Raw genomic sequence first — 26,743 nt, forward strand, 5'->3', positions numbered from 1 at the left:
GGTTCCATGTCTTACTTTGATAAAATTGAACAAATTCAATATGAAGGTACCACCAGCGATAACCCTCTCGCTTTTCGCTACTATAATCCAGATGAAATTATTTTAGGGAAAAGAATGGAAGATCATCTGCGATTTGCTGCCTGCTATTGGCATAACTTCTGCTGGAATGGTTCGGATATGTTTGGTATTGGTACGTTTGATAGACCTTGGCAGACACCGGGAGAAGCACTAGAACAAGCAAAGCGTAAAGCGGATGTTGCTTTTGAATTTTTCCATAAACTCAATGTACCTTTTTACTGTTTTCATGATGTTGATGTTATCTCTGAAGGAAATAGCATTAATGAATATATCACCAATATGGCAGCAATAACTGAGGTATTAGCGCAAAAACAGCAAGAAACGGGCGTTAAATTATTGTGGGGAACTGCAAATTGTTTTACTCATCCTCGTTACGGAGCTGGTGCTGCAACAAATCCTGATCCAGAAGTATTTGCTTGGGCGGCAACTCAAGTTTGTGAAGCGATGAAAGCAACAAAAACGCTGGGAGGCGAAAACTATGTGTTATGGGGAGGCCGCGAAGGTTACGAAACATTATTAAATACAGATTTACGCCAAGAGCGGGAACAAATTGGTCGTTTTATGCAGATGGTTGTTGAGCATAAACATAAAATTGGATTCCAAGGTACACTGCTCATCGAGCCGAAGCCACAAGAGCCAACTAAGCATCAATATGATTATGATACTGCGACAGTTTATGGTTTCTTAAAACAATTTGGTTTAGAAAAAGAAGTTAAAGTGAACATAGAAGCTAACCATGCAACTTTAGCGGGTCATAGTTTCCATCATGAAATCGCCACAGCTATTGCATTAGGTATTTTAGGCTCAGTCGATGCTAACCGAGGTGATCCACAATTAGGTTGGGACACAGACCAATTCCCCAATAGTGTAGAAGAAAATGCATTAGTTATGTATGAAATTCTCAAATCCGGTGGTTTTACGACTGGTGGATTAAACTTTGATGCCAAAGTACGTCGTCAAAGTAATGATAAATACGATCTTTTCTATGGGCATATATCCGGAATGGACACCATGGCAATGGCATTACGTATTGCAGCAAGAATGATCCAAGACGGTGGACTTGATAAATTTATTGCTCAACGTTATGCGGGATGGAGTGCTGAACTTGGCCAAAATATCCTACAAGGCAAATTAAGTCTTGAAGAAGTGGCAAAATATGCACAAAGCAATACCTTAGCGCCCCGCTTACAAAGCGGGCGTCAAGAGATGCTAGAGAGTTTAGTGAATCGTTATATTTTTGGTTAAGGGTATAAAAAGATAAACACAGCAGAGTAGCGCTGTGTTTATTGATTTAATTAACATAAGATCATGGGGTAAAACGTCATGTATTTAGGGCTAGACTTAGGCACATCAAGTGTTAAAGCGATCATCATGAATGAGCAAGGTGATGTCGTTGCCAGTCATTCTATACCTTTAACCCTCTCACGCCCTCATCCTCAATGGTCAGAGCAAGATCCACAAGCATGGTGGCAGGCAACTGATGAAGCGATAAAACAACTGAGTCGTACTCAACCTATGGAACAGATCCAAGCCATTGGTCTCAGTGGTCAAATGCATGGCGCGGTATTACTTGATGCGCAGCAAAATATATTACGCCCTGCTATTTTATGGAACGACGGCCGCAGTGTGAAACAATGTTTACGACTGGCAAAGCAATACCCTCAATTTAAAGAAATCACGGGCAATTTAGTTATGCCTGGGTTTACAGCGCCTAAATTGCAATGGGTCGCAGAAAACGAAGCGGAGATCTTTTGTCAGATTGCTCATGTGCTATTACCAAAAGATTTTCTACGTTGGAAAATGAGTGGTAATTTTGCCAGTGATATGTCGGATGCGGCGGGTACACTGTGGTTGGATATGCAAAAACGCGATTGGAGTGATGAATTATTAGCGGCAACGGGGCTTTCTCGATGTCAAATGCCGACCTTATTTGAGGGTAACCAGATAACGGGTTACTTACTGCCAGAAATTGCTAAAAAATGGCAAATGAAACAAGTGCCGATTATAGCGGGTGGTGGTGATAATGCAGCGGGTGCAATTGGTGTAGGAGTATATCAACCGGGTCAAGGAATGCTCTCTTTGGGCACATCCGGTGTCTATTTTGTTGTCAGTGAAAAGTTTCTCCAAAACAGTGACAATGCAGTACATAGTTTTTGCCATGCATTGCCACAAACTTGGCACTTAATGTCGGTAATATTAAGTGCGGCTTCTTGTCTAGATTGGGTATGCCAATTAACGGGGATCAGTGATGTTGGTGCAATGTTTAAAGAAATAGAACAGCATGCACATTCTGATAGTTCCCTACTCTTTTTGCCTTATCTTTCTGGTGAACGGACACCTTATAATAATGCGGATGCCAAAGGTGTATTTTGGGGGTTAACTCACCAACATCAGCGTGCGGATTTATGTCGAGCGGTGTTAGAAGGTGTCAGTTTTGCGTTGAGGCAAGGAATTGAAGTGGCGGATAAGGCTGGACAACACGCAGACAACATAACGTTAATTGGTGGAGGGGCAAGAAGTGAATATTGGCGACAATTACTAGCTGATATTACAGGAAAAACCTTGGATTATCGTCAAGGTGGTGATGTTGGTCCTGCGCTGGGAGCTGCTAGACTGGCGCAATTAACGATAAATCCGGCTCATTTATCACAAATTATTCTTTCTCAGCCAAAACTTGAAACACGTCATGTTCCTAATTTAGAAAAACATAAGGCATATCAAGATAAATATAATGCCTTTAAAAAGCTCTACACACTTATTGAAACAATGAAAATATAAAACAATATTGCGTTAACATCAGGATTATACAAAGGGCGAGATGATACTTGCCCTTTTCTATTTATTGGAATAATACAGAAATAGCACTTAATGCTAATAAACCACCCATAATAAAATTAAATAGTTTTAATATTTTGGGATTTTTTAATCGCTCTCGTAAGCTATGACCAAAAGTGGCCCATATAGCAACACAAGGAAAATTAATTAATGTGAAAATAATAGCAACTAACAACATTGAAATATAAGGATATTGTGGTGAGGTATATAATGTTATCCCTGAAATCGCCATCATCCATGATTTAGGATTAATCCATTGAAATAATGCAGCCTCTAACAAGGTTAACGGTGAGCCTTGTCTATTACTATTTTGCTCAACAGAATGACTAATTGCCGTTTTCCAAGCTAACCACAATAAATACAGTGCTCCGAGATATTTTAATATATTGTAAATAATGGGCGATGATTTAATAAGTGTTCCTATGCCTATCCCCACAGCCAATAACATCACAAAAAAACCGAGAGACACACCGATAGCATGAGGCATTGTACGCTTTAAGCCAAAGTTAATACCTGATGCTAGAAGCATAATATTATTCGGGCCTGGTGTAATTGAAGTAACAAATGAAAATATGGCTAATGATAAAAAAATGTCGAAAGTCATATATAAAATTCTAATCAATAAATAATGAATAAGGAGATATTAAATTGCCTTTTCTTTTTTTATTTACCAACTAGTGCTTAATTTTATAGGAATGGTAATACTTAACGCTAGAGAAATTCATTATTTTAGGAATTTGTCTATCTATATGGATAAGTTTCAGCTTTTATTCTATTATATGGAATTTTCTACGGTATGATAAGTTAAAATAACGATATTATATAATAAGGTAATTGAAGGTGACTTATTACTAGAAGATATAACCTGCCCTACAAATATATTATTCTGATACCTTTCAAGAAAATATAACTATTAGCCCTAATAAATATATTGATATATTAGGGCTAATATAATAGCTATTGCTAACGATACCCGCGACGATGGTTTTGGGCAGACCAGCTATAGGTTTCATCACTAGAGACTAATTTCTGTTTTTTCTTCTGGGAAAGGGCTTTTTTGCTGGCTTTTTCTACTTCGAGGGAGATTTCGGTAATAATAGCATCTTTCACTTTATTCATTTCGGCGTTAGTTAATTCACGCCCCAATTTCTTTCTCTCTTGACCGATTCTGGTTCTAACGCGCATCTGTTGGGCATCTGTCATCTCTTGAAGAGTCAGCTTTTTCATACAATCACACCCTGTATTGAGAAAGGAGTCTTTAATATAACATCATTTCAACGACTCACAATCAATCAATTGCCTTTTTTGATAGTAAAACGCGATCGAGATAGATATTACGCGCTTATTACACGCGTAATATCATAAAGTGAGTGAAGGATTAAACTAACAGATAGACCGATTAAATAAGTTTAAGAAATTTAACTTTAAAATCATCAATATCTTGTTGTGTTGTTGCCCAAGAAGTACAAAGGCGCAAACAGCTTAGCTGTGGATCGTCAAGTAATATGCGATGAAAAACAAACTGCTGCGTTAGCTTTTCTGCAATATCATTAGGTAAAATGACAAACACTTGGTTAGATTCTGGTGGTGCTAAAAAATCAAAACCATGCTCAATAAAGAATGCGGCTAATTGTGAGGCCATCTCATTGAGATGTTTACCTAATTTAAAGTAGAGATCGTCGCTAAATAACGCCGCAAATTGTGCCCCTAATAACCAACCTTTTGCCTGTAATCCGCCCTTTTGTTTTAAGCTAAAGCGAAAATCAGAATTTAATGCAGGATGACAAATCACTAATGCTTCTGCTGACATAGCACCAATTTTCGTGCCGCCAATATAGAAAGCATCAGTTAAGTGTGCGATATCTTCAATCGTTAGATCGCTGTTATCAGACATCAACCCTGTTGCTAAACGTGCGCCATCAAGATATAACCATAAATTATGTGCATCACAAAATTCGCGTAACGCTTGTAATTCGGCTTTACGATATACCGTACCAATTTCAGTGGCATTGGTTATATAAACAAGTTTAGGTTGCACCCAATGTTCATCGTTATGTTCAGCGAGGATCGGCTTCAATAAATCTGGGGTCAATTTACCATCAGCAGAAAAAGTGGTGATCACTTTATGGCCTGTTGCCTCAATCGCTCCCGTCTCATGAGTCGCAATATGCCCGGTGCTGACAGAAATTACTGCTTGATGTGGGCGTAAAAAGTGAGAAATAGCGGTTAAATTAGTGATGGTGCCACCATTAAAAAAATGGATCTGCGCTTCGGGTTGTTTAATTCGCTGTTTGATTAATTCTTTAGCTTGATGACAAAGGGTATCCATACCATAACCATCATAACGTTGACCTACTGTATCTGTAATTGCCTTCATGACCGCAGGATGTGCAATTTCATTATAATCATTTTGGAAGCGGTACACGTGTACTCCTATTTATGTTGTGTTTGGTCTGTCTATTATAGATAAAAGAAAAGCATATGGCCTTTAATTGACAAATTATCAAATAAACACCACATGCTGAGTCTAATATATTTAAAAATAGAGCGATTTAAAACCGCCTATTTAAAACAAACTTCACCCCAACGGGCTAACCCTGCGGTTACTGAGCCGAAATCATTACCTTTTACAATAGGCACATTAGGTAACTGTTGCTCGATAGCTTGACATAAAATCGGTGAACGCGCAGAGCCTCCCGTCATAAACACCACATCAGGTACCACGCCCCCTTGTTGTACGGCATCATTGACCAAATCAATCATTTTATCTTTAGGGGATCCAATGGCTTCAACCATTTGCTGGCGAGTGATATTGGTTTCTAATGTTTCACTTAATAACGCGATGCTGGCTAAATAGGTATGGCAATCTGATAATGCCATTTTCGCCTCTTCCGCTTTGCGGACAATGCCATATCCTAGTGTTTCATTATAGACTTCAATTAAGCGTTTTATCTTTTCTGGCTCTTGGGCATCACGACGTAGTTGATTTAATGCCGCTAAGTTTTGTTGAGAATAAAAATCTTTTTGTGCTTCAACATTATTGATGGCAATAGGATCCCAAAATTGTTTTAACGGTAATTTTATGCCCGATGAAGTTAGCCCTGTCATGCCAAATAAAGGCATTAGCTGTTTAAAAGCTAGGTAGATATCAAGATCATTACCACCCACACGTTGTCCACTATGCGCTAATAGTGTACTGGCACGATCGGTTTTACCCCGATAGCTAGGGCCCATTTGAATCAATGAGCAGTCCGTTGTACCGCCACCAATATCAACTACCAAGACTGTTTGGTCTTTGGTTAATGTGGATTCATATTCTAAACCTGCGGCTACCGGTTCAAATTCAAATAAAACCTGTTTAAAGCCGGCTCGTTTAGCTGCATTAATTAAAATATGCTCGGCTTGCTTATTGGCAGCCTCTCCCCCTAACCCATTAAAGTTAATAGGTTTACCAATCATGGCATCAGTAATGGTTGCTTGGGTGCTTTTTTCCGCTTGTTGTTTTATATTGGCCATCATGGCGCACACTAAATCTTCAAAAAAGCTGATTTGTATCTCATGTAAGCCTGAGGCACCAAGAAAAGATTTAGGCGATTTGACGTAATAAACATCACGGGGATCTTTTAGATACAAACTTAATGCCGCCTGACCGAAAACAATATCCTCAGGCACTAATTCAATATCTTCATCACGATTAAACGCGATTGATTTTCTTAATAGTTGTTCGCCAATAGAGTTGGTAGGTTTAATATTTAAGTGGCGAAATAAATGTTCGGAAACAGATTCACGGGTTGGCGCACAAAGAGTAGATGGAATATAAACATTCTCACCTTCTAAAGGTAATAGCGTTGGTTTCCCCTCTTTCATCATTGCCACAGAACAATTTGATGTTCCATAGTCAAAGCCAATAAACATATCGCCTCCCAGCTAGACTTCGTTAAAAAAAAGACTGAGCACTCTACAACAAGCTTATTGTAATTACTACCAGATTGTGGTGTTTTGTCTTTTAATATTCGAATGGCGTTTCTGGCGAATAAAGTTTATTACAGCTTATTGTTATAGCCATATCAGGTTTTAAACCACCTAAATAACAATCAACAGAATCGGTTAATAGATGAAATAAGCACCCAACGGCAATGGCTTTCCATTTCCAAGAAGGAATAAGCCATAAAACGATATAGACAATGGCAGCCCATAGAGTATGCAATGGATGAAAACCAACACTGCAACGATTGGGATCAAAGATTGGCGTTGCAAACAAATGGTCAATGTCTATTGCCATCGTACTCATCATAAGAAGCGCAGCAAGCCGCCAGTTTTTACCCCAAAATAGATAAGCGAGAGCTATTGGCGCTAAAAAATGTAAACCATAATGTATTATTGTTCTGGCGATTTCAAAGATCACAAACGTCTCTATTACTTTATTATTTGATAGGCAGCCCTTTTTATAAGGTGATTATCTCTATTTATCAAGGTGTATATTAGGTAAGCCCTGATCAATATCCCCTAAAGCAAAGGCTAAATCTACTGCGGCAATTAATGAACCTGTATAAGCATCTATATGTGAGAGTTGCGCATTTAATAGTGCAATTTCTGCGGTATTAATCTCCGTTACTGTACCTAGTCCATTGTTAAAAAAATCGACACTGGCGGTATAACTTAATTGTGCGGTATCAACGAGATTTTTAGCCGCTTTGTTTGCTTCAAGGGCCGATCTTAACGCATTCTCACTGAGAGAGATCTCTTTGATTGCCGTATCTTGGCTTTTGCGCAGATTTTCTTGTGCTAATTGGATATCTGATTGAGCATTGCTCATTCGCGACTGACGCATGCCCCCTTCATATAAGGGAATACTCACGCCAATTAAAATATTCGACGATGAAGTTCGTTGGCTAATTTCAGGTAACCCCTGAACATCAAAATGCCCCGAACCACCAGCAAGAGCACCGGCGAGATACACTTTAGGAAAATAGTCAGATTCAACAGAGCGTGCCGTTTTTAATGCCGCTTGCTCTAATTCATAGTGAGCTAAAATATCAGGGCGTTGTGATAACGCTTTTTTTATCACATCGTGAGTCAATGGGGAAATATCATCAGGTAAGCGCGCGTCATTATCATAATTCACTTTTATCTTTTCAAAGGGAGAGACACCTATTGCAGACAGTAATAACTGATATTGATCTTTTTCATGACCTTTAGCTAACACATGTTGTAATTCTACTTGGGCAACTTGTTGTTTGGCTAAAGCAACATCTAATACGGTTGCTAATCCCCGCGCACGTTTTTGCTCTATGGCATATAAAATATCGTTGCTTCTTTGCAGTGCCTCTTGGGTAAGAGTGACTTTTTTAAGGGCCGCACCATAACTAAAATAGGCAACAGAAACATCATGAATTATTTTTTGATGCATCAGATTAAAATTAAGGTTTGTTGCCAAAGAAGCATGTTTAGCGGCATCGGCTAAAGCTCCTCGTTTACCGAAGTCAAAAATAAGCCATCTAAAGGTTAACGCTGGAATAAAAGCACTGTTTGATGTTTTAATATCATCAACAATTGGATTGGCGGGTAAATCTACTTTTCCTCTTTGATAGCCTGCCAATGCTGTTGCGGTAATAATCGGCAAATAAGTACTTTCTACCATACCAATATCGGTGGCTGATTTTTTCGCTAATAACCAAGCAATCCGTGTTTCAGGATTATTTTGCTGACCAAGATCGATAAGTTCGGCCAATCCATAGCTCGTTTTAGTGGTTTGCTCTTGCTGAGGTGTGGCGAGGTATTGCTCAGAGGCTGCCATATAGTTTGTATTATTATAAGGCATCGGTTGTTGTGCTGAGTATTTCCCATAATCGCTAGTATCAATACATCCAACAAGTAATAAACTTAACCACGATGATAGAATATATTTTTTATGATTAATGGCCGATTTTATCATCATTTATTTTCTCTTATTAACTGTTTAAATACTTGTTCTCTTTCATTGATGGGCAACATCTTTATTTCTTCAGTTAAGACATTTTTCTTAAAATCATCTGGAGATAAAGGCAGTGTATCGGAATACTCACCATTATCATCAAAAATAAACCTATCAGCATAACTATGGCGACTGATGTAAGAAATCTTGCTTAATGACTGTTTAAAAAACAAGGTGAATACTTTGTTTCTTTCTTTATCTTTTCTCTCAAACAGCAGTAAATCAATATTATCTTTAGATTGTGCAATAGTCTCATTAATAGAGGCGACTAAATCTAAACACTCACTTTTATTGGCAGAGCATCTTAACTTTGTATAGTCATCTAAAATCGTGGCGAGCTGTTTGTATATTGTATTGACGATACTCGCGGGCCAGACTCGAGTAAAAATGACATACATAACAATATTGCCTAATAAAATACCCAAAATACGGTCGGAAACCACATCCATATCAAAACTCGGTTTAAAGCCATGTAGTGTCGTTAGCAAAAAGGCTAACCCTACTTGTACGCCAGCATAAGAGATACGTTCATTACCGGCGGCAACCCAGGCTGCAGGTAAAAGACAGAAGAAGATCAATACCATCAACTGAAAAATATCAGAAATATTAGGAATAATATAAAGCAGTGAGATCATGCCAATTAATGCGCCAATCAGACACCCTATTATTCTTAGTGTAAGTTTATGAACCGTTTCGCCCACTGAAGTAAGTGCAACCACATAGCAAGTGATCATCGCTGTATGGATACCTTGCCATTTAAAATAATCATAAAACAAATAACATAAAATAGCGGCAAGAGTTGTTTTAATAGCAAAGTATTTATGATTAGGATTACTAAATGCATCGCTTACAAAAAAGGGTGTGGCTTTTTTAATGGGTTTAGTGGTTCGTTTTGTTAGCAAAATAGTATTAAATTTATCCAATAAAGCGATTCTCTTTATTGGCTGAAAACGTTGCACACTATCTTTAATGTTATCTAACGAGTGATTGGCAAAACAGTCCGCAATATATTTACATCTTTTCGCTAACATAAAACGTAACGATGTTGAGGTATTGTCATCCATTGTTATTGACATAACTAATATTGCATAGGAGTTATCAACCATGTTTTCTAACCATTGGATATCTTCTTTACCTAATAGATAAAGGATTTTCATAACCATCAAATAACGTTGGCATTCTGCTTGTGTTCCTAGTATTTCACTCAGCGTTATCTGGTTAGTTTTTTTCCCTAAGAAAAAATCATGGGCTGCCATAAAGCGCGTTGAAATTTTATTAAGCAGTAATTTCCGTGGGCTAATACCAAAAAAATAATTGAATACAATCACCAATAGCATCGGCGAAACGGCCATTAATAACGCATAAAGCAATCCTCTGGTTGCAGCATCACCAAATGGGATATCTTCAATTAGCGTCATTAAAAAGGCGATCACCAAAGCAACTAAATTGCCTATATCACCAAGACTACTTGCTGAAGCTAAATACATAAAAATGGCTGAGAAAAAAGCCATAAAAAAGAAGCGTAAAATAATATTTTGAATAGTGAGATTAAACAGTACTAACGCCACACCAACCACAATGGAGCATAAAATAATGACCCCAAGGGAGAGTAATATATTTTGTACCGCATCCGCTTTAATCAAATAGATAATTAAATAACAGCTGATTGCTGATTCAGGAATTTCATAAACCATAGCGATCACGGCCATTAAGGCACACAGTAACGCTATGCGCCACGTAGTGGCGAATCGATAGTCAAAAGGTAATAAATCTTGTTTGACTTGTTTTGCTATCAGCGAAGATTTAACAGTCATCATCGTTAGGTACAATATTTACAGTAGCAGTGGCACCGATGCGCATGAGTGCTTCTGGTGGTTCAGTAATAATGACTTTGACAGGAAAACGCTGCTCAACCCGAACCCAATTTAATGATTTAGGTACATAAGGTAAGTCTCTTGGAATATTAATCAGATCGGTCGACATGACTCCCCGACTAATTCCTTCAACTTTACCTTTAATGGGGTGTTGATTATCAATCATGGAGTAAATCACCACACAGCTACCAATTTTTATATTATTTAAATCTGTCTCTTTAAAATAAGCCGAAGCAAACCAAGTATCAGAGTCAATTAAAGTAAAAACAGATTGCCCTGACAAAATAAATTCACCGGGAGATAAAACGACCTCAGCGATATATCCATTACTTGGCGCCCTTACCTCAGTATTACTTAACTCCCACTCTGCCATGGCAAGCGATGTTTTTAATGACTTGACTAATGCTTCTTCTGAATCGGTATTATTAATAAGTGCTTCAGATGCCTCATTCTGTTTCTGTGCTTGTTTTAATGTCACTTCAGCATCATGTTTTAACGTCCGAGCATCATCGACTTGTTGTGCTGTGACAAAGCCTTTTGCTAATAAAGGTTCTAATCGATTTAATGATTGTGTGGCTAATGATAAATTGACCTGCGCACGTTTTATTTGCTCTTGTGCCACTTCTGAATTGGATGTTTCCGCAATAATAATACGTTGCTTATTGCTTAATGTCGCTTGTGCAATCTGTAGTTGCTCTTTTGCTTGCTCTACCCTGAGTGCGTACATTGTGGGATCAAGTGTAAACAGTAAATCGCCTTTTTTGACTTTACTATTTTCTTTGACATAAACAGCAGCAATGCGTCCAGGCACCGAGGCTGAGATATTAATTTTATTTGCATCAATGATGGCATCTTCACTAAGAGGATTTAATGCCGATATATGAATACTTTGCCATAATAAAATGAGCGTTATCAAAAAAACAATAATGGTGATCACGCGTGCTAGGCTTTTTTTAATTTTTTTATCCATAGTTTAATAAGTAAAATAAAGTAAGGAGATAGTTAAAGAAATTGATAACATAATCGCAAAATAAAATAACAAAGGTACTGGCAATTTATCATCAATTCCCCAGTAGATAAGTAAAACCCGTAGACAAAAAGCACCTAATAGGCCAATAAATGTACATAACATCCAATAGGGAAAATAAGCACCTAGCATAGGAATAAAAGGAGAATGCCCTTGTGAACAGCCCGTCAACAATACAGTCATCACAGTTAAGCTGATAATTCGATGATGTTTTTTTATTAAGTTCAAGGTAATGCACCTATCATTTTATGATTAAATCCATTCATAGCTATCAATACTATAATATTTTTAGTTGTAATAAAGTGACTTATATTATTTTGCTAAAAATAGCATAAGGTTATTGTAGTTGAATTATTTATGATCAATTCAATTTTCTTTATTTTAAATACACTTTTCAAAATAATGCCGCAGTGCTGGTTAAATAGAGTTTGATTTTATTACTCACAAAAACATGCTCTGTGTGTGCTATTAGGTAATTTTAAGAGTATAGTAGACAATCTTTCTGCCTGTTTAGATATTATAGTTTTTATTATGGAATCAACGCTTTCTGCTCAAAATATACGCCAACTCCTTGCCAATGAAACACCGATTATTGATGTTCGTGCGCCAATAGAATTCAATCAAGGAGCGATGCCCAACGCAATAAATCTACCTTTAATGAATAATGAAGAGCGTGCGGCTGTAGGGACTTGCTACAAACAACATGGCTCTCAAAAAGCGGTAGAGTTGGGGCATCAATTAGTTAAAGGCGAGATAAAAGCACATCGTGTTGCTGCTTGGCGCGAGGCTTGCGAGCGTTTTCCTTCCGGATTTATTTGCTGTGCTCGTGGCGGTATGCGTTCACACATTGTTCAAAAATGGTTAGCTGAAATAGGCATCGATTATCCTTTAATTGAAGGTGGATATAAAGCGTTAAGACAAGCGACGATCGAAATGACCAATGAGCTAGTACAACGCCCTATTATCTTAATTGGTGGTTGTACAGGTAATGGTAAAACAACCTTAGTACGCTCTTTACCAGAGGGAATTGATTTAGAAGGATTCGCTCATCATCGAGGCTCCTCATTTGGTCGCACTATTGAGGCTCAGTTTGCTCAAGCGACTTTCGAAAACTACCTTGCTGTCGATATGTTAAAAAAATCCCCTTATCATTCGCGCTGGGTACTCGAAGACGAAGGCCGTGCTATAGGTGCTAATGGTTTACCGGAAAGTTTGCGTATACAAATGGCAACAGCCCATTTGGTTGTGGTGGATGATCCATTTGAGCGGCGTATGGCAAGACTCAAAGAAGAATATTTTGATCGTATGACTCATGACTTTATTGAAGCGTATGGTGAAGAAAAAGGTTGGCAAGAATACAGTGATTATTTGCATCATGGATTGTATGCTATTCGACGTCGATTAGGTGCTCAAAGAGCCGCGGAGTTAACTCAATTACTTGATAATGCTTTAGCCGCACAAAAAATAAGTGCGAATACAGAAGTGCATTTTTCATGGTTATCGCCTTTACTAAAAGAATATTACGATCCTATGTATCGTTACCAGTTAAGTAAAAAACAAGATAAAATTATCTATACGGGTAGCTATGAAGAAGTTGAACAATGGTTTGCTAACCATTAACTCCCTAGATTTTCTGTACTAAAATAAAGCCCCCAATAGATATTGGGGGTTAATTATTTTTGTTAAAAAAGCACTATTTTCTCTAAATCAAAAGAGTTAACTGACAATTAATATTCTTAGTTCTACGACTATTCACTTCTTTTACACAAACAGTAAAATAACCAAATAGTTCTGTTAAAACGTATAACAAGATGACTAACTTTATAACGTATTCTTATGGTTTGTTATTTTTTTCAAGAAAAAAGCCGCACATATAGCCATTATAAAATTAAACAACATACTAAAACTAAACGCTATCTTATAATGTTCAATTATATTCCTTGATATAACCTGTGTGAGGCTAAATTGCAAAATGATGGAAACAGATGTTACCCCTATAGCAGCCCCAATTTGTTGTAATGTTGCCGTTAATCCGGAAGCAATCCCTACAAGTTCAGGCTTCACTTTTTCTAACACTAAATTCAGCATAGGAGTCATAATCATGCCTTGTGTAAAGCCAACTAACAATAAGAAAGGAATAATTAATGTAGTGTTCTTAGGGGTAATCAAATAATAGACGCCTAAAATAAGCAAAATATAGCTGAAGGCATAACAGACTGCGCCCCAATAGATAACATGTTCGCCAATATTTTTGATCCACTTCGGTGTGAATAAAGAGGAAAGTATAAAACCGATACTTGCAGGAACAAACATTAAGCCAGAATCAAAAACCGTACGATTAAACCCACTTTGTAATAATATCGACATTATCATAGGAAAAGCAGATGATGTTGAATAAACAAAAACAACAATAATGAGCCCAATAACATATTGATGATTAGTAAAGAGTATCAGATCAAATAGAGGTTGCTTCCCTTGGTATTTTAATTTTTTTTCATAACAAAAAAATAGTATTAATAGACTTATTCCAACAAGAAAAAATAATGAACTAAACCATTGCCAGTGCCAGATAGGAAGCATCAACAATGGTAATAACGTAAATGATATACTAAGTGTAGATAAAATGACTCCTCCTATATCCAATTTGGTATGATCGGATAATTCATTTTGGGTAAGATAGCGCGAAAAAAATAATGCGATCACACCAATAAAAAGATTTATCAAAAAAATAGTACGCCACGCTAACCCAAATATATTTAATGATATTAATAATCCACCTAAGGCTTGCCCTGCTATAGCGGCAGCACCTAACGTCATACCAAGTAAGCCGAATACTTTTTTGGCTTGTGAGCTATCAAAATTAAGGCGAATACTTGAATATACTTGAGGGAATAACAAGGCTGCAGTTAGTCCTTGAAAACAACGGGCAATAACAAGTAAAACAGCACTTGGAGAAATTGCACATAATACAGATGATAACGTAAAGCCAAACATTCCAAAGCGATAGAGTGTTCGACGTCCATAAATATCACCTAATCGTCCACCTGTGATTAATAGCAAGCCAAATGCTAATTCGTATCCGACAATAATCAATGTGAGTTCGGTGAGTGTGGCGTTAAGTGTTTGTTCAATATTAACTATAGCGACATTAACGACAAATAGATCAAAGATAGTAACGAATCCAGCTAATAATAAAACAAATAAAGCGATACGTTGTTGTTTGCTCATTTCTTATCTCAATGATGAAAAAATAAGACTATAATAAGTTGTTTATCCTGATACAATTTAACCATTTATACTATTACTAAAAGCAATAGCCTATGACAGAAAGAAAAAGAACACGCCCCGATCTTGCTGATTTTTTACGTACTAAAAGACAAAGTATTTCACCTGAGTCAGTTGGTTTACCTGGTACAGGGCGTCGACGCACTCCTGGTTTACGCCGAGAGGAAGTAGCTGCACTCTCTGGTGTCGGATTAACTTGGTATACATGGCTTGAACAAGGGCGGGATATTGGAGTATCAAGTCAATTTCTAGATAATTTAGCGACAGCTTTACACTTAAATAGCGCAGAAAGGCAGCATCTTTACTTATTATCACATATGAGAGAGCCGACAGAAACCGGCATAGTGGAATACCAAGTTCCTGATACGATTTTAAAAATTTTAGCTGACTTTCCTCCAGAATATATTTGCTATGTTTTAAATCTACACTGGGATGTTTTAGCTTATAATCAAAAAGCAGATCTATACTTCCATTTTTCGGACTACTGTACTGAAAATCGTAATTATCTCTATTTGTTATTTATGGATCCTAGATACAAAACACGCATCAATGATTGGGAGCATACAGCGGATAGATTACTTGCTAGTTTCCGGCGTGACCATGCAAGAGCTAAAAATGATCCAAATATTCGTAAGCTAATTGCTAAATTAAACTGTTCATCACCAGAATTTAAGCATATGTGGGAAAAACATGAGATCTACCCTCCCTGTGATGGAGTAAGAACATTAAATTTTGCTGGTAAAAACGAGCGTTATGAATACACCTCATTAGCATTTGATTTAGAAAAATATAATCGAATTTTAGTGTATATCCCTAAAGATAAGTAGAAAATAAAGGATATAAAAACTAAAAGCATGCTTATTTCCATTATGGAAATAAGCGATTGCTCTTTTATCATTAGGTTTTATTTTTTTTAGTTACTAGAATGCCACTTTCTAAAACGAGGTGGTTTATGACTAAATATGTTATTTTTAGTTTTTTTTTAGTATTGATTTATCCTCTTGGTGTTGATCTATACTTAACTGGATTAACAGCAATTGCTAGCGATTTAAATGCTTCTGAAGTGACATTGCACCATGCATTTTCAATTTATTTGATGGGAATGGTGTCATCCATGTTAATTGCTGGATGGTGCAGTGATAATTTAGGTCGTAAGCCTGTTATTTTATTTGGTACTCTGATTTTTTTCTTCGCGTCATTAAGTGCTGGACTTTCGATAACGGAAAAACAGTTCTTGATTTCACGATTTTTTCAAGGTAGTGGCTCAGGTTTTTGTTACGTTGTTACTTTTGCGATATTAAGAGACACATTAACAGAACAACAACGTGCTAAAGTACTTTCTATGATAAATGGTATTACTTGCATTATTCCGGTATTAGCTCCTGTTCTAGGCTTTATTATTTTATTATATTGCGAATGGTCAATGATGTTCTATCTTATGGGGGCTTATTCCCTATTGGTTTTTATCTTTTGTTTTTTGGGGATAAAAGAGACCTACCATAAAAAAGAAATTAAAAATAAAAAAGTAAATCTATCTGTAATAAAACCAACAACAGACTCTTTTTTCACTCGCTATTTTTTAAGTCGTTTACTTATTTCCTGCTTAGGAATGGCCGTTATTCTTACTTATGTCAATATTTCCCCTATTGTAGTGATGCAACAAATGAATTATTCAACAGGAGAGTATTCAATATTAATGACATCATTAGCAATGATAAGTATGACCATTTCTTTTTTAATGCCAAAAATATTAATGAAATACCGCTATAAGCATATTTTATCAGTAGGGTTTATATGTTTTGGAATAGGTATTATTTTCCTTTTTATAGGGAAAAAGAGTGACATGCGTTGGTTTTTTATTACCTTTGCATTATGCGGCTCAGGATTTGCGTTATTATTTGGGATTATTATGAGCCAAGCACTTTCTCCCTTTAGCCAACGAGCCGGCGTTGCGAGCTCTGTGCTGGGTATTTCACAATTAAGTTTTTCTTCACTTTATATTTGGGTAATGGGGTGGATTGAAGTATCCTCAATAAATATGTTGGTGGTTATTTTATTTATCAGTTGTATTGTAGGTACTCTTTTTCTATGCTTTCCTCGGTTCACAGAACAAAAAAAGGTTAAATATAATGTCTAGCAAACCATTACATAGAATTGATTTGAATTTGTTAGTCATATTTCAAATTCTTTTACAGGAGCGCAGTGTCACCTTGGCCGCTAAGTGGTTATCCATTTCTCCTTCTGCTGTGAGTAAAGCATTAGCCAAATTAAGGATATGGTTTGATGATCCTCTTTTTATCCGTAGTCCACAAGGGTTGATCCCAACACCATTATCGTTAAGTATTGAAGATTCTTTATCTGATTTTATTAATATTAGCCACCATATAGCCAATAAACGTAATACAGAAGTTCCTGTTGGACTTAAATTTAATTTAGTTTTAGAAACACCGTTACATCAGGTCATGTTACCTTCTTTACCACAACAAATATTATCTCATTACCCAAAATCCACACTTCAGATAAAAAATTGGGAATATAATTCCCTTTCTAATATTATTGATGGAGAAGTTGATATTGGGCTTGTTGGACGTGAATACTATTCACGCTCAAAAGAGTTATTAGAGCTACTTCCTGATGTGATTGATTATGAAATATTATTTGATGATATCCCACTCGTTTATCTACACAAAAATCATCCGTTAATGAAAATGAAGTGGGATCTTAATAATTTTTTATCGTTTTCTCAGGTGAGTACAGAATATGACAAACAAAGTCATTGGGCTTTGGATAATATCTTAAAAGAAATGAACAAAAGTCGTCAGATAGCAATTACTTATACTTCTTTTGAGCAATCTCTTTTTATGATATCTCAACCTGACCATCAATTAATTACTTGTGCACCAGGATATTGTCGTTATTATGTAAAAACACATTTTCCCGATATTGTAACATTACCTATCCCTCTCCCCCCTGTGTTTTTAGAACAGCTTCATCTACCTTTTGTTTTGTTATGGCATAAGCGTAATAGCCATAATACAAAAATTATATGGCTAAGAAATACAATAAGAAAAAGTATTAACCAACAAACCTCCGATATCTGATAGTTTAAAATAATAAAAAAGGTGATTTGATATCAAATCACCTTTTATAAACTTATTAACGCTATATTAGTATAATCTATTTAACGACTTCACCACTATCAACAACGGTTTGACGTACTTTATTCGCAAAATTTTGAGCTTCACTGATAATCGCTTGTTCATCTACGGTTAACAGCTGACGATCTTCCATCAAAATTTTACCATCTACAATGGTATGACGAACATTACTTCCATTCGCACCATAAACTAATGCTGCATATGGGCTATACATAGGCACCATATTAGGTGCTTTAGTATCAACAACAATAATATCAGCAAGTTTTCCCGATTCTAAAGAGCCTAATTTATCTTCCATATGTAATGCCTTGGCTGAGCCTATTGTTGCCATTTCAACGACGGTTAATGGTGGCATTGCGGCGCGATCTTTATTCTCTAATTTATGAATTTTGCCTACTAAATTTAACTCATTCATCGTTGTGAGTGTATTGCTCGACATAGGACCGTCAGTCCCTAAACCAACACGAACACCTTTTTCTAGCATGGCAACAACGGGCGAAACACCTTTGGCTGATTTGGTATTAGCACTAATATTATGAGCCACACCTACATCATATTTCTTTAATAAATCAATATCTTGCTCATCAACCATAATCGCATGAGCGGCAATGACTTTATTATTTAAAGCGCCAATATCTGCCATATATTGAACTGGGCTTTTACCATCGGTTCGTTTTGCAATTTCTTCTTTCTCTCTATCGGTTTCTGCTAAATGGATCATCACAGGAGCATCAAGCTCTACCGATAGTTTAGCAATTTTTTGCAGGTTCTCTGTGGTATTGGTATAAGGTGCATGAGGTGCAAAGGCAGGAGTAATACGCGGGTGATCTTTATATTCATTAATAAAATTGACAGCATATTGAATGCCTTCTTCAGGGGTTTGTGCATCAGCCACCGGAAAATTAATCACTGATTCACCTAAGATGGCTCTATTTCCCATCTTATCAACCGTTTTAGCAACTTCATCTTCAAAATAATACATATCAACATAGGTAGTTACTCCCCCTTTTACCATTTCAACATTGGCGAGGTTTGCTCCCACGCGAACCATATCGCGAGACACCATTTTATTTTCTAAAGGGAAAATATAACGATGTAATCGGTCTGGCACGTCATCGGCTAAAGAGCGAAAAACCGTCATTGATGCATGTGTGTGGGTATTAATTAATCCTGGCATCACGATATCACCATCCACATCTAACACTTTGTTGGCTTGGTATTCTTGTGTTAACTCAGGCCCCCCAACGGCGATAATTTTATTTTCTTTTACAACAACCGTTCCTTGTTCGATAACCTGATTTTGTGCGTCCATTGTTAACACTGTGCCATCGACAATCATTAAATCAGCCTGTTTGGCTGCGTGACTAGTAAAAGAAACCGCCATAACAGCGAGTGCAAGCATTGATTTAGAAAATGACATAACTACCTCTCGGATGGTAAGAATATTCAAAAGTTTATTATTTTATTGATAATTTATTATTTTTTACGTTTTTGCTGTAGTAACCATTTATCCAACTCATTAGCAAAAAGTTGCCGGTCGCGCTGTGATAAACTTGCCGGTCCTCCTGTTTGAATGCCACTTGCTCTCATCGTATCCATAAAATCACGAATATTTAATCGTTCGCGGATTGTTGACTCTGTATAACGTTCACCTCGAGGATTTAGCGCAATAGCCCCTTTTTCGATCACTTCAGCCGCTAAAGGAATATCGGCAGTGATCACCAAATCATCTTGGTTTGCACGTTGTACAATTTCATTATCAGCCACATCAAAACCTGCAGAAACCTGCAATGTGCGCAAATAAGGCGATGCGGGTATACTTAATCGCTGATTTGCCACAAAAGTGATCACCACTTTTTCTCTATCTGCTGCCCGATAAAGTATCTCTTTAATAACTTTAGGACAGGCATCAGCATCAACCCATATCGGCATAGTAACTCTCTTTGATTGTTTCTTTTTGAAAATTAATCCTATTAAAATAACACATTCCCACTCATATCGTTATTTAAAGCAGATAAATCACATAGTCTTTTTGAGTTAAGTGTTAAGTGATTAACGCGTAAAAGTGCATGATATCGTAAAATAAGTCATCGACTAACCTTACTCTACTGTCTTAATGGGGTAAGTTTATGGCATAATGCCGCCCCATTATCTTTATCATTCACTAATCATGAGTATTCGTCTTGTTAATAAGTAATAATATCACTATGCAGTTTGGTTCGAAGCCACTGTTTGAAAACATTTCTGTTAAGTTTGGTGGCGGTAATCGCTATGGTTTAATCGGTGCTAACGGCAGCGGTAAATCCACCTTTATGAAAATTCTCGGTGGTGATCTCACGCCTACTAGCGGTAACGTATTCCTTGATCCTAATGAGCGCTTGGGTAAGCTAAAACAAGATCAGTTTGCTTATGAAGAGTTTACCGTGCTTGATACGGTAATTATGGGGCACGCTGAGTTATGGGAAATTAAACAAGAGCGTGAACGTATTTATAGCTTACCGGAAATGAGTGAAGAAGAGGGTTTACGTGTTGCCGATCTTGAAGTGAAATTCGGTGAAATGGACGGTTACACCGTTGAATCACGTGCCGGTGAATTATTATTAAACGTTGGTATTCCACTTGAGCAACATAATGGCCCAATGAGTGAAGTGGCGCCAGGATGGAAACTACGTGTGCTCCTTGCACAAGCCCTATTCGCTGATCCTGACATCTTATTACTTGATGAACCGACGAATAACTTAGATATTGATACGATCCGCTGGCTAGAACAAACATTAAATGAACGTAATAGCACTATGATCATCATTTCCCATGACCGCCATTTTTTAAATATGGTGTGTACTCATATGGCCGATCTTGACTATGGTGGATTAACAGTTCACCCAGGTAATTATGATGAGTATATGTTAGCGGCAACACAAGCGCGTGAACGTTTACTCGCTGATAATGCAAAGAAAAAAGCACAAATTAGTGAATTACAATCCTTTGTTAGCCGCTTTAGTGCTAATGCATCAAAGTCTCGTCAAGCCACTTCGCGTGCAAAACAAATTGAAAAAATTCAATTAACCGAAGTTAAAGCTTCCAGCCGACAAAATCCCTTTATTCGTTTTGAGCAAGAGAAGAAATTATTTCGTAATGCGTTAGAAGTAGAGAATATTGCTAAAGGTTATGAAGCAAATACGCCTTTATTTAAAGACGTAAATATGATGCTGGAAGTGGGCGAAAAAGTGGCGATTTTAGGCACCAATGGTGTGGGTAAATCAACCATGATCAAAACATTAGTGGGTGAATTAACGCCTGATAATGGACGCGTTAAATGGTCTGAAAATGCCACTATAGGTTATTATGCACAAGATCATGCCACTGATTTTGAAGTTGATATGACCGTTTTCGATTGGATGAGTTTATGGATGAAGCCAGAAGATGATGAACAGTCGGTGCGTAGTGTATTGGGTCGCCTTCTTTTCTCACAAGATGATATTAAAAAATCAGTCAAAGTATTATCTGGTGGTGAAAAAGGCAGAATGCTGTTTGGTAAATTAATGATGCAAAAACCAAACGTTCTGATTATGGATGAACCTACCAACCACTTAGATATGGAATCTATTGAGTCACTGAATATGGCGTTAGAACTCTATCAAGGGACGTTAATTTTTGTTTCTCACGATCGTGAGTTTGTCAGCTCATTGGCTAACCGCATTATTGAAATTACGCCTGAAAAAGTGACTAATTTCCAAGGCACTTATGATGAGTTCTTGGCTAAGAAAGGGATTGATGGTTAGTACCCCCCCTTATTTATTAATATAAAAAATAAAAGGCTTGGTGTTATTTTACGTTCCAAGCCTTTATTTTATTTAAAGATAGAGTTATAGCTGTAGCTATTGTCACTTAATTCATTGTAATTATGGGCGTTTGTTATTGGCGGAAGGAGATATATTCACTTGGTACTATATTATTTATATAAATATTATTTATAGTCTCATCAGTAATATTGAATTCAAGTGTTCTAATAAATGGATAGTTATAATCAATAATAGCTTTCCTTAATGATCCACAGGCTTTTTCTTTTTTGTTTTCATCTTTAAATAAAGTTTCCATTCCATGTTCTATAAATCCTTCTACTATATCTACATGAGGATTGCAGAATGACAATAATTTGATTTTAATTAAATTCAAAAACTCTTTTGAATTTTTATCTTTTATATTTAAAGAAACAGTATTCATCAAAAGTTTTATTTGAATATTTTTTCTATATTCTATATCGATATGCTGTATTATATTCATAAGTTTTTGTAATTTACAACGATCTTCAATTTTATCGTCTACACTAATTCTATAATTATTTATATTATATAAACGAACAAAATCTGTTACACCATCCAAATAACGCTCTACGTTAAAATAATTATTTGGTAGTAAGTCATTTTTTATTTGGGATAAATAGAAATTGTATTGATTAATATCATAATTAACATAATTAGGAATTTCATGTAGTCTTCTTCTTATATAACTTCTTATATTTCCTATGTCTTTTTCTATGCTTGGGTTTTTATTATGTATCCGATCCATCATGTCTTTAATTAAATTATCTAATAATACCTCACCATTATAAACGTTTTTTATAACAAATTTCATTTTTAAATCATAACCATCTTTTAAATATAAATGAAAATTATCTTTATATTGCGCCCCTGTCATAGAATATAATTCTGCAAAGCAATCAACCTTATCAAATATTGAATTTTTAGGATTGAAATAGGTATGATAAAGTAATTTAAGCACATGTTCTTTTTGACCATGATTAAACCAATCTTTTATTTTTTCCCAAATAGACATTGCATCTCTAGCTTTAGATGCGTGTGATAATTTGTTTATTTGCGAAGTTGATATATTTACTCCACCAATTGTTAATTTACTCATATAACACCTTAATGATAATTACATATTAATTGAAATGCTTCTCTTTATTTATATTGGGAAAATATTTTATTTTATCTTTTAATTACATCATTATATTAAAAATATAGGTAATATTAATTTCATGTGGTATTTAAATATATAAAGATTAATACATGTTTTTTTGTTTGAAATTTAACATTCTGTTGTTGTATGTTACCAACCACGAGTCAATCATAATCCCCTTTCATTTTTGATGAAATTATCATGTTGCTCTTTTGAAGTCCTACCTTATGGTTATGTTGCTAAGAAACAGACAACCGTATAAAAGTGATGCAACAATATTAGAAACACCACAAATGATTTCGGTTGTTAATCGCGCCCAATTTTCTTTTTTGTGACAGTGTCACGCTTATTTTATATCAACAACCCGAATATTCATTATTTAATAGTCTGGTTAACTTAATAATTGTGTAAATTGTCGATATAATAGCGCACCTAATGTTTGTGATGTGTATTCCGTACTGTGTTCTAAATTATCAACGGCAGCATGCATACCATGATAAATAAGCGTGCAGGTTAATTCAGGCTGTAGGACTTGCCACGTTTTATTCTCTGTCCCCCCCATTAATATCTTTTGTAACTGCTGTAGCGCTCTATTTTCATGAATATTACCGCTTTGATGAAAGACTTGATGAAAAAGCATATCGTGTAATTCTTGTTTTTCAACATAAGCAATAACGCTAGTTTCACACCACTGTTTTAATTTAGCGCGAAAATCTTGAATTTGGCAGCTTGCCATTGCTTGCTCAACTTTATCAATATACCAATCCATATATCGAGTTCGCAGTGCGTCGAGAATATCTGTTTTTGCCGTAAAATAGTGATAATACGTTCCTTTAGCGACCCCCGCTTGTTTTACAATATCGCTGACGGTTGTGGCATCAAATCCTTTTTCAAGAAATAGTGTTTCTGCGGCGTTCATTAACTCTTCTAAACGAACTTCGGCTGGCTTTGTTCTTGGTTTATCGATATTTTTTTCTTCTAATGACATTGCTCATCTCCCTCTAAGTGGCTGTTAAAGGGTACTCCATATTGAGAATAGCCACAATAACCGTAAATGAAACTTATTATCATCAATTGATTGACCGACGGTCAGTCGGATATTATGATACTACTATTATTTCACCATAAAGGTAATAAAACTTATGAGTTATACAAAACGGTTGTCACTTATTTGTGCTATCTGTTTAGGCACATTTATGGCCACTCTTGATATTAGTATCGTCAATGTTGCTCTACCTACTATTCAGAATGATATTAATGCCAATATGGCTACATTACAGTGGATTGTGGATGCTTATGCACTATGTCTATCAGCTTGTATTTTGTCTTCAGGGCCATTAAGTGATCGTTTCGGACGAAAAAAAGTGTGGCTCTGGGGGGTGATTATTTTCACTCTAGGCTCCCTTATCTGTGCTATTGCACAACAACATGAAATATTAATCCTTGGGCGTATTATCCAAGGTATTGCAGCTGCAGCCCTTATTCCTGGCGCATTATCACTTATTACACATGCCTTTCCTGTTGATATTGAACGTATCCGTATTATTGGTATTTGGTCTTCGGTTAGTGCATTATCGCTGATTATTGGCCCTATCCTTGGTGGTGCATTAGTTCATGCCAGTGGTTGGGCAAGTATATTTCTTATTAATATTCCTATTGGTGCTATTACAGTATTACTAGGCTGGTATGGATTAAGTGAAAGTGCCGATCCTGAGGATGTTGCGTTAGATCCCCTAGGACAATTAACCAGTATCTTGGGATTAGGTTTACTAACCTATGGTTTTATTGAAGCTGGCTCTGTAGGTTGGTCTGATTATCGTACTGTATTCGCATTAATTGTCGGTCTGATTTTTATTACCCTGTTTGTTATAGTCGAAAAACGTATTGAACGCCCGTTATTACCGCTATCGTTATTTAAAGATCGCTCGTTTTTCCAATATAACCTTTCCTCTTTTACTTTGGGATTTGCCACTTATAGTAATGTCTTTTTTATCGCTTTTTTCCTACAAAAAGCACAAGGCTGGAGTGCATTAGAAACAGGTTTAAGAATGGCTCCTGAGTTTATCGCCATGGCTCTTTTTTCTATGTTATTTGGACGGTTCTCTCGTTATATATCTGTCAGAAAATTAATGATCTTTGGCTTTTTGTTGATTGCAATATCTTCTTGTTTATTGGCAACATTAGCAACAAATAGCCCTTACGCAATAACAGGAAGCTATTTATTTATCTTAGGTGCAGGAATGGGATTAGCGACACCCGCAATCGGAGTTTTAGTGATGAAAAGTGTAGCACCGTCTCGCTCGGGCATGGCGTCTGCAACCATGAATGCATTAAGACAAACCGGTATGACAATGGGAATTGCGTTATTAGGTACATTAATGATACAGCAAGCAATTAATTATATGATGATACAAAGTCAAGCATTAGGAATAGTGGCAGAACAGATTAATATTATTACGTTAGTAACAGAAAATAAAACCGCTTCCCTAGATAATCAGTTGGTTGCCCTATTACCTGAAGCATTTAATTCAGGATTTGCCTATGCCATGCTAACCGCAGGACTTTCCTGTTTTATTACTCTGTTTATTATGCTTTTTCCTTGCAAAGAGAAACAAGGTGCACTTTCTCAGCAGATAGCGGATTAATTATTATAAACGCTGAGTTAAAAATGCAAGAAAATGTTCAATATTACGTGAAAGCGAACGACGACTTGCATATATCGCGACTAAACTAATTGATGCGGGCTGTTGAGGAAAAGAAATAGCTCGCAATTTGCCTGCCTTTATCGCATCAAGGCAACAATGTTCAGCTAAAATAGCAAAACCTAAACCTTTTAATACGGCAGCTTTGGCTAAGATAGCACTATTTACACGATAACAGCTATTAATTGTCACTTTTACAGGGTTCTGCTCTTTATCAATAAAGATCCACGGCTGCCCTTCTAATGCACTTAAACTGGAAATACAAGGTAATTGGCTTAGTTGTTCAATATCTGTAGGGATACCCGTTTTTGCTAATAAGCTCTCTGAGGCAACAACAATACTACGCCACGACTTTATGAGACGTGAATGGTAGCTACTATCGGCTAATTGGCCACGATGAAATGTTAGAAGTAAATCAATATCATCTTCTATAACATTTCTTGGCATTAGCTGCGTATCACATTGAATGGTTAAGTTAGGATGAAGTGCAGCAAAATCCGCTAAAATATCGGCAAGTAACTCACTACCATATTCACTGGGTATCGTGAGTCTAAAGGTTCCTGTTAATGGGCCATCACTCGTTATATGTTCTACAACATTATCTAATTCATATAAGGTCTTTTTGGCTTGCTGATACAAGATTTTCCCTTGCTCAGTTAAACGCATTTTTCGCGTGGTTCTATCAATTAATCGGCAGTTAAGCTGTTGTTCTAGCTGTTTTATTGCCCTACTGACATTAGATGTTGGCATAGAAAGTGATCGTGCAGCACTGGCAAACTGTGCTTGCTCTGCAACCGCAGAAAAAATACGTAATAAATTAAGGTCAATTGACATAAAAATACTGCCTA

The 26,743-nt window shown here is 36.4% G+C and carries 23 protein-coding genes; 8 read left to right on the forward strand and 15 right to left on the reverse strand.

Translation table 11 applies throughout. The features are described 5' to 3' along the window. Nucleotides 1-6: 6 nt before the first annotated feature. Together xylA and xylB are read left to right on the forward strand one after the other, a co-directional pair. Nucleotides 7-1,323: a xylose isomerase gene (gene xylA / locus HMPREF3129_RS05335; RefSeq protein WP_012367934.1), complete on the forward strand. Its 1,317-nt coding sequence runs from the start codon at nt 7-9 to the stop codon at nt 1,321-1,323. Nucleotides 1,324-1,401: 78 nt separating this feature from the next. Then, nucleotides 1,402-2,856, forward strand: a complete 1,455-nt coding sequence (xylB, locus tag HMPREF3129_RS05340) for a xylulokinase (protein ID WP_070486877.1) — start codon at nt 1,402-1,404, stop codon at nt 2,854-2,856. Nucleotides 2,857-2,917: 61 nt separating this feature from the next. Here xylB and HMPREF3129_RS05345 read toward each other — a convergent pair whose 3' ends face one another. The 9 genes from HMPREF3129_RS05345 to HMPREF3129_RS05385 form a co-directional block, all read right to left on the reverse strand. Further along, complete coding sequence (locus HMPREF3129_RS05345; RefSeq protein WP_036918333.1) at nt 2,918-3,517, reverse strand: LysE family translocator; 600 nt, start codon at nt 3,515-3,517, stop codon at nt 2,918-2,920. Between the two features lie 359 nt (nt 3,518-3,876). Next, a complete protein-coding gene (locus tag HMPREF3129_RS05350) occupies nt 3,877-4,140 on the reverse strand; it encodes a YjbD family protein (protein WP_004242966.1) in 264 nt (87 codons plus the stop codon). Nucleotides 4,141-4,312: 172 nt separating this feature from the next. Continuing rightward, on the reverse strand, nt 4,313-5,338 hold the full coding sequence (locus HMPREF3129_RS05355; RefSeq protein WP_017827709.1) for a threonine aldolase family protein: 1,026 nt from the start codon (nt 5,336-5,338) through the stop codon (nt 4,313-4,315). Between the two features lie 137 nt (nt 5,339-5,475). Next, nucleotides 5,476-6,828 carry a molecular chaperone gene (gene yegD / locus HMPREF3129_RS05360; protein WP_036918329.1) on the reverse strand — a complete coding sequence of 451 codons (1,353 nt, stop codon included), beginning with the start codon at nt 6,826-6,828 and terminating at the stop codon, nt 5,476-5,478. A 91-nt stretch (nt 6,829-6,919) separates the two neighbouring features. After that, nucleotides 6,920-7,318 (reverse strand): DUF6122 family protein, encoded by a 399-nt coding sequence (locus HMPREF3129_RS05365; protein ID WP_036918327.1) that lies wholly within the window; start codon nt 7,316-7,318, stop codon nt 6,920-6,922. A 57-nt stretch (nt 7,319-7,375) separates the two neighbouring features. Then, nucleotides 7,376-8,851, reverse strand: coding sequence for a TolC family protein (locus HMPREF3129_RS05370; RefSeq protein WP_036918325.1), 1,476 nt, complete (start codon nt 8,849-8,851; stop codon nt 7,376-7,378). Beyond that, a complete protein-coding gene (locus HMPREF3129_RS05375) occupies nt 8,848-10,704 on the reverse strand; it encodes an FUSC family protein (RefSeq protein WP_036918323.1) in 1,857 nt (618 codons plus the stop codon). The genes HMPREF3129_RS05370 and HMPREF3129_RS05375 overlap by 4 nt, the downstream gene beginning before the upstream one ends. Then, nucleotides 10,691-11,731: a multidrug transporter subunit MdtN gene (gene mdtN, locus HMPREF3129_RS05380; protein ID WP_070486879.1), complete on the reverse strand. Its 1,041-nt coding sequence runs from the start codon at nt 11,729-11,731 to the stop codon at nt 10,691-10,693. Before mdtN ends, HMPREF3129_RS05375 begins: the two co-directional genes overlap by 14 nt. 3 nt (nt 11,732-11,734) lie before the next feature. Beyond that, entirely contained in the window at nt 11,735-12,016 is a 282-nt protein-coding gene (locus tag HMPREF3129_RS05385) for a YtcA family lipoprotein (RefSeq protein ID WP_004242955.1), read from the reverse strand. Nucleotides 12,017-12,319: 303 nt separating this feature from the next. Between HMPREF3129_RS05385 and mnmH the strand changes: the two genes are divergently transcribed. Further along, on the forward strand, nt 12,320-13,408 hold the full coding sequence (mnmH, locus tag HMPREF3129_RS05390) for a tRNA 2-selenouridine(34) synthase MnmH (protein WP_036918321.1): 1,089 nt from the start codon (nt 12,320-12,322) through the stop codon (nt 13,406-13,408). Between the two features lie 201 nt (nt 13,409-13,609). Here mnmH and HMPREF3129_RS05395 read toward each other — a convergent pair whose 3' ends face one another. After that, nucleotides 13,610-15,016 carry an MFS transporter gene (locus HMPREF3129_RS05395; RefSeq protein ID WP_004248074.1) on the reverse strand — a complete coding sequence of 469 codons (1,407 nt, stop codon included), beginning with the start codon at nt 15,014-15,016 and terminating at the stop codon, nt 13,610-13,612. Nucleotides 15,017-15,108: 92 nt separating this feature from the next. Between HMPREF3129_RS05395 and HMPREF3129_RS05400 the strand changes: the two genes are divergently transcribed. From HMPREF3129_RS05400 to yidZ, 3 genes are all read left to right on the forward strand, one after another. After that, nucleotides 15,109-15,900, forward strand: coding sequence for a helix-turn-helix transcriptional regulator (locus tag HMPREF3129_RS05400; protein WP_036918319.1), 792 nt, complete (start codon nt 15,109-15,111; stop codon nt 15,898-15,900). Between the two features lie 125 nt (nt 15,901-16,025). After that, nucleotides 16,026-17,210 (forward strand): MFS transporter, encoded by a 1,185-nt coding sequence (locus HMPREF3129_RS05405; RefSeq protein WP_020945656.1) that lies wholly within the window; start codon nt 16,026-16,028, stop codon nt 17,208-17,210. Further along, complete coding sequence (gene yidZ, locus HMPREF3129_RS05410) at nt 17,203-18,174, forward strand: HTH-type transcriptional regulator YidZ (RefSeq protein WP_070486882.1); 972 nt, start codon at nt 17,203-17,205, stop codon at nt 18,172-18,174. The genes HMPREF3129_RS05405 and yidZ overlap by 8 nt, the downstream gene beginning before the upstream one ends. A 76-nt stretch (nt 18,175-18,250) precedes the next feature. Here the strand turns inward: yidZ and HMPREF3129_RS05415 are convergent, their stop codons facing one another. Both HMPREF3129_RS05415 and HMPREF3129_RS05420 read right to left on the reverse strand, forming a co-directional pair. Then, a complete protein-coding gene (locus HMPREF3129_RS05415; RefSeq protein WP_036918318.1) occupies nt 18,251-19,651 on the reverse strand; it encodes an amidohydrolase in 1,401 nt (466 codons plus the stop codon). Nucleotides 19,652-19,707: 56 nt separating this feature from the next. Beyond that, nucleotides 19,708-20,163 carry a YaiI/YqxD family protein gene (locus tag HMPREF3129_RS05420; RefSeq protein ID WP_004251194.1) on the reverse strand — a complete coding sequence of 152 codons (456 nt, stop codon included), beginning with the start codon at nt 20,161-20,163 and terminating at the stop codon, nt 19,708-19,710. 251 nt (nt 20,164-20,414) lie between these two features. Here HMPREF3129_RS05420 and HMPREF3129_RS05425 point away from each other — a divergent pair, with 251 nt between their 5' ends. Next, nucleotides 20,415-22,013 carry an ABC-F family ATPase gene (locus HMPREF3129_RS05425; RefSeq protein WP_036918317.1) on the forward strand — a complete coding sequence of 533 codons (1,599 nt, stop codon included), beginning with the start codon at nt 20,415-20,417 and terminating at the stop codon, nt 22,011-22,013. 133 nt (nt 22,014-22,146) lie between these two features. Here the strand turns inward: HMPREF3129_RS05425 and HMPREF3129_RS05430 are convergent, their stop codons facing one another. Beyond that, nucleotides 22,147-23,151, reverse strand: a complete 1,005-nt coding sequence (locus HMPREF3129_RS05430) for a hypothetical protein (RefSeq protein ID WP_036918316.1) — start codon at nt 23,149-23,151, stop codon at nt 22,147-22,149. Nucleotides 23,152-23,584: 433 nt separating this feature from the next. After that, nucleotides 23,585-24,181, reverse strand: a complete 597-nt coding sequence (locus HMPREF3129_RS05435) for a TetR/AcrR family transcriptional regulator (protein WP_012367925.1) — start codon at nt 24,179-24,181, stop codon at nt 23,585-23,587. Nucleotides 24,182-24,335: 154 nt separating this feature from the next. On the opposite strand from HMPREF3129_RS05435, the gene HMPREF3129_RS05440 reads away from it, so the two are divergent. Beyond that, nucleotides 24,336-25,838, forward strand: a complete 1,503-nt coding sequence (locus HMPREF3129_RS05440; protein ID WP_036918315.1) for an MFS transporter — start codon at nt 24,336-24,338, stop codon at nt 25,836-25,838. A 3-nt stretch (nt 25,839-25,841) separates the two neighbouring features. On the opposite strand, the gene HMPREF3129_RS05445 is transcribed toward HMPREF3129_RS05440, so the two are convergent. Further along, nucleotides 25,842-26,729 (reverse strand): LysR family transcriptional regulator, encoded by an 888-nt coding sequence (locus HMPREF3129_RS05445; RefSeq protein ID WP_004242940.1) that lies wholly within the window; start codon nt 26,727-26,729, stop codon nt 25,842-25,844. Nucleotides 26,730-26,743 lie beyond the last annotated feature (14 nt).

Origin of the sequence: Proteus sp. HMSC14B05 (assembly GCF_001808035.1) — a bacterium.
Classification (GTDB): Bacteria; Pseudomonadota; Gammaproteobacteria; order Enterobacterales; family Enterobacteriaceae; genus Proteus; species Proteus mirabilis.

Bases quoted from the DNA above. Each gene is read 5' to 3' on its own strand.
- xylB (WP_070486877.1), top strand. From the start codon at position 1,402: ATGTATTTAGGGCTAGACTTAGGCACATCAAGTGTTAAAGCGATCATC.
- yidZ (WP_070486882.1), top strand. From the start codon at position 17,203: ATGTCTAGCAAACCATTACATAGAATTGATTTGAATTTGTTAGTCATA.
- HMPREF3129_RS05350 (WP_004242966.1), bottom strand. From the start codon at position 4,140: ATGAAAAAGCTGACTCTTCAAGAGATGACAGATGCCCAACAGATGCGC.
- HMPREF3129_RS05400 (WP_036918319.1), top strand. From the start codon at position 15,109: ATGACAGAAAGAAAAAGAACACGCCCCGATCTTGCTGATTTTTTACGT.
- HMPREF3129_RS05395 (WP_004248074.1), bottom strand. From the start codon at position 15,016: ATGAGCAAACAACAACGTATCGCTTTATTTGTTTTATTATTAGCTGGA.
- mnmH (WP_036918321.1), top strand. From the start codon at position 12,320: ATGGAATCAACGCTTTCTGCTCAAAATATACGCCAACTCCTTGCCAAT.
- yegD (WP_036918329.1), bottom strand. From the start codon at position 6,828: ATGTTTATTGGCTTTGACTATGGAACATCAAATTGTTCTGTGGCAATG.
- HMPREF3129_RS05420 (WP_004251194.1), bottom strand. From the start codon at position 20,163: ATGCCGATATGGGTTGATGCTGATGCCTGTCCTAAAGTTATTAAAGAG.
- HMPREF3129_RS05430 (WP_036918316.1), bottom strand. From the start codon at position 23,151: ATGAGTAAATTAACAATTGGTGGAGTAAATATATCAACTTCGCAAATA.
- xylA (WP_012367934.1), top strand. From the start codon at position 7: ATGTCTTACTTTGATAAAATTGAACAAATTCAATATGAAGGTACCACC.
- HMPREF3129_RS05435 (WP_012367925.1), bottom strand. From the start codon at position 24,181: ATGTCATTAGAAGAAAAAAATATCGATAAACCAAGAACAAAGCCAGCC.
- HMPREF3129_RS05445 (WP_004242940.1), bottom strand. From the start codon at position 26,729: ATGTCAATTGACCTTAATTTATTACGTATTTTTTCTGCGGTTGCAGAG.
- mdtN (WP_070486879.1), bottom strand. From the start codon at position 11,731: ATGGATAAAAAAATTAAAAAAAGCCTAGCACGCGTGATCACCATTATT.
- HMPREF3129_RS05375 (WP_036918323.1), bottom strand. From the start codon at position 10,704: ATGATGACTGTTAAATCTTCGCTGATAGCAAAACAAGTCAAACAAGAT.
- HMPREF3129_RS05440 (WP_036918315.1), top strand. From the start codon at position 24,336: ATGAGTTATACAAAACGGTTGTCACTTATTTGTGCTATCTGTTTAGGC.
- HMPREF3129_RS05415 (WP_036918318.1), bottom strand. From the start codon at position 19,651: ATGTCATTTTCTAAATCAATGCTTGCACTCGCTGTTATGGCGGTTTCT.
- HMPREF3129_RS05345 (WP_036918333.1), bottom strand. From the start codon at position 3,517: ATGACTTTCGACATTTTTTTATCATTAGCCATATTTTCATTTGTTACT.
- HMPREF3129_RS05370 (WP_036918325.1), bottom strand. From the start codon at position 8,851: ATGATGATAAAATCGGCCATTAATCATAAAAAATATATTCTATCATCG.
- HMPREF3129_RS05405 (WP_020945656.1), top strand. From the start codon at position 16,026: ATGACTAAATATGTTATTTTTAGTTTTTTTTTAGTATTGATTTATCCT.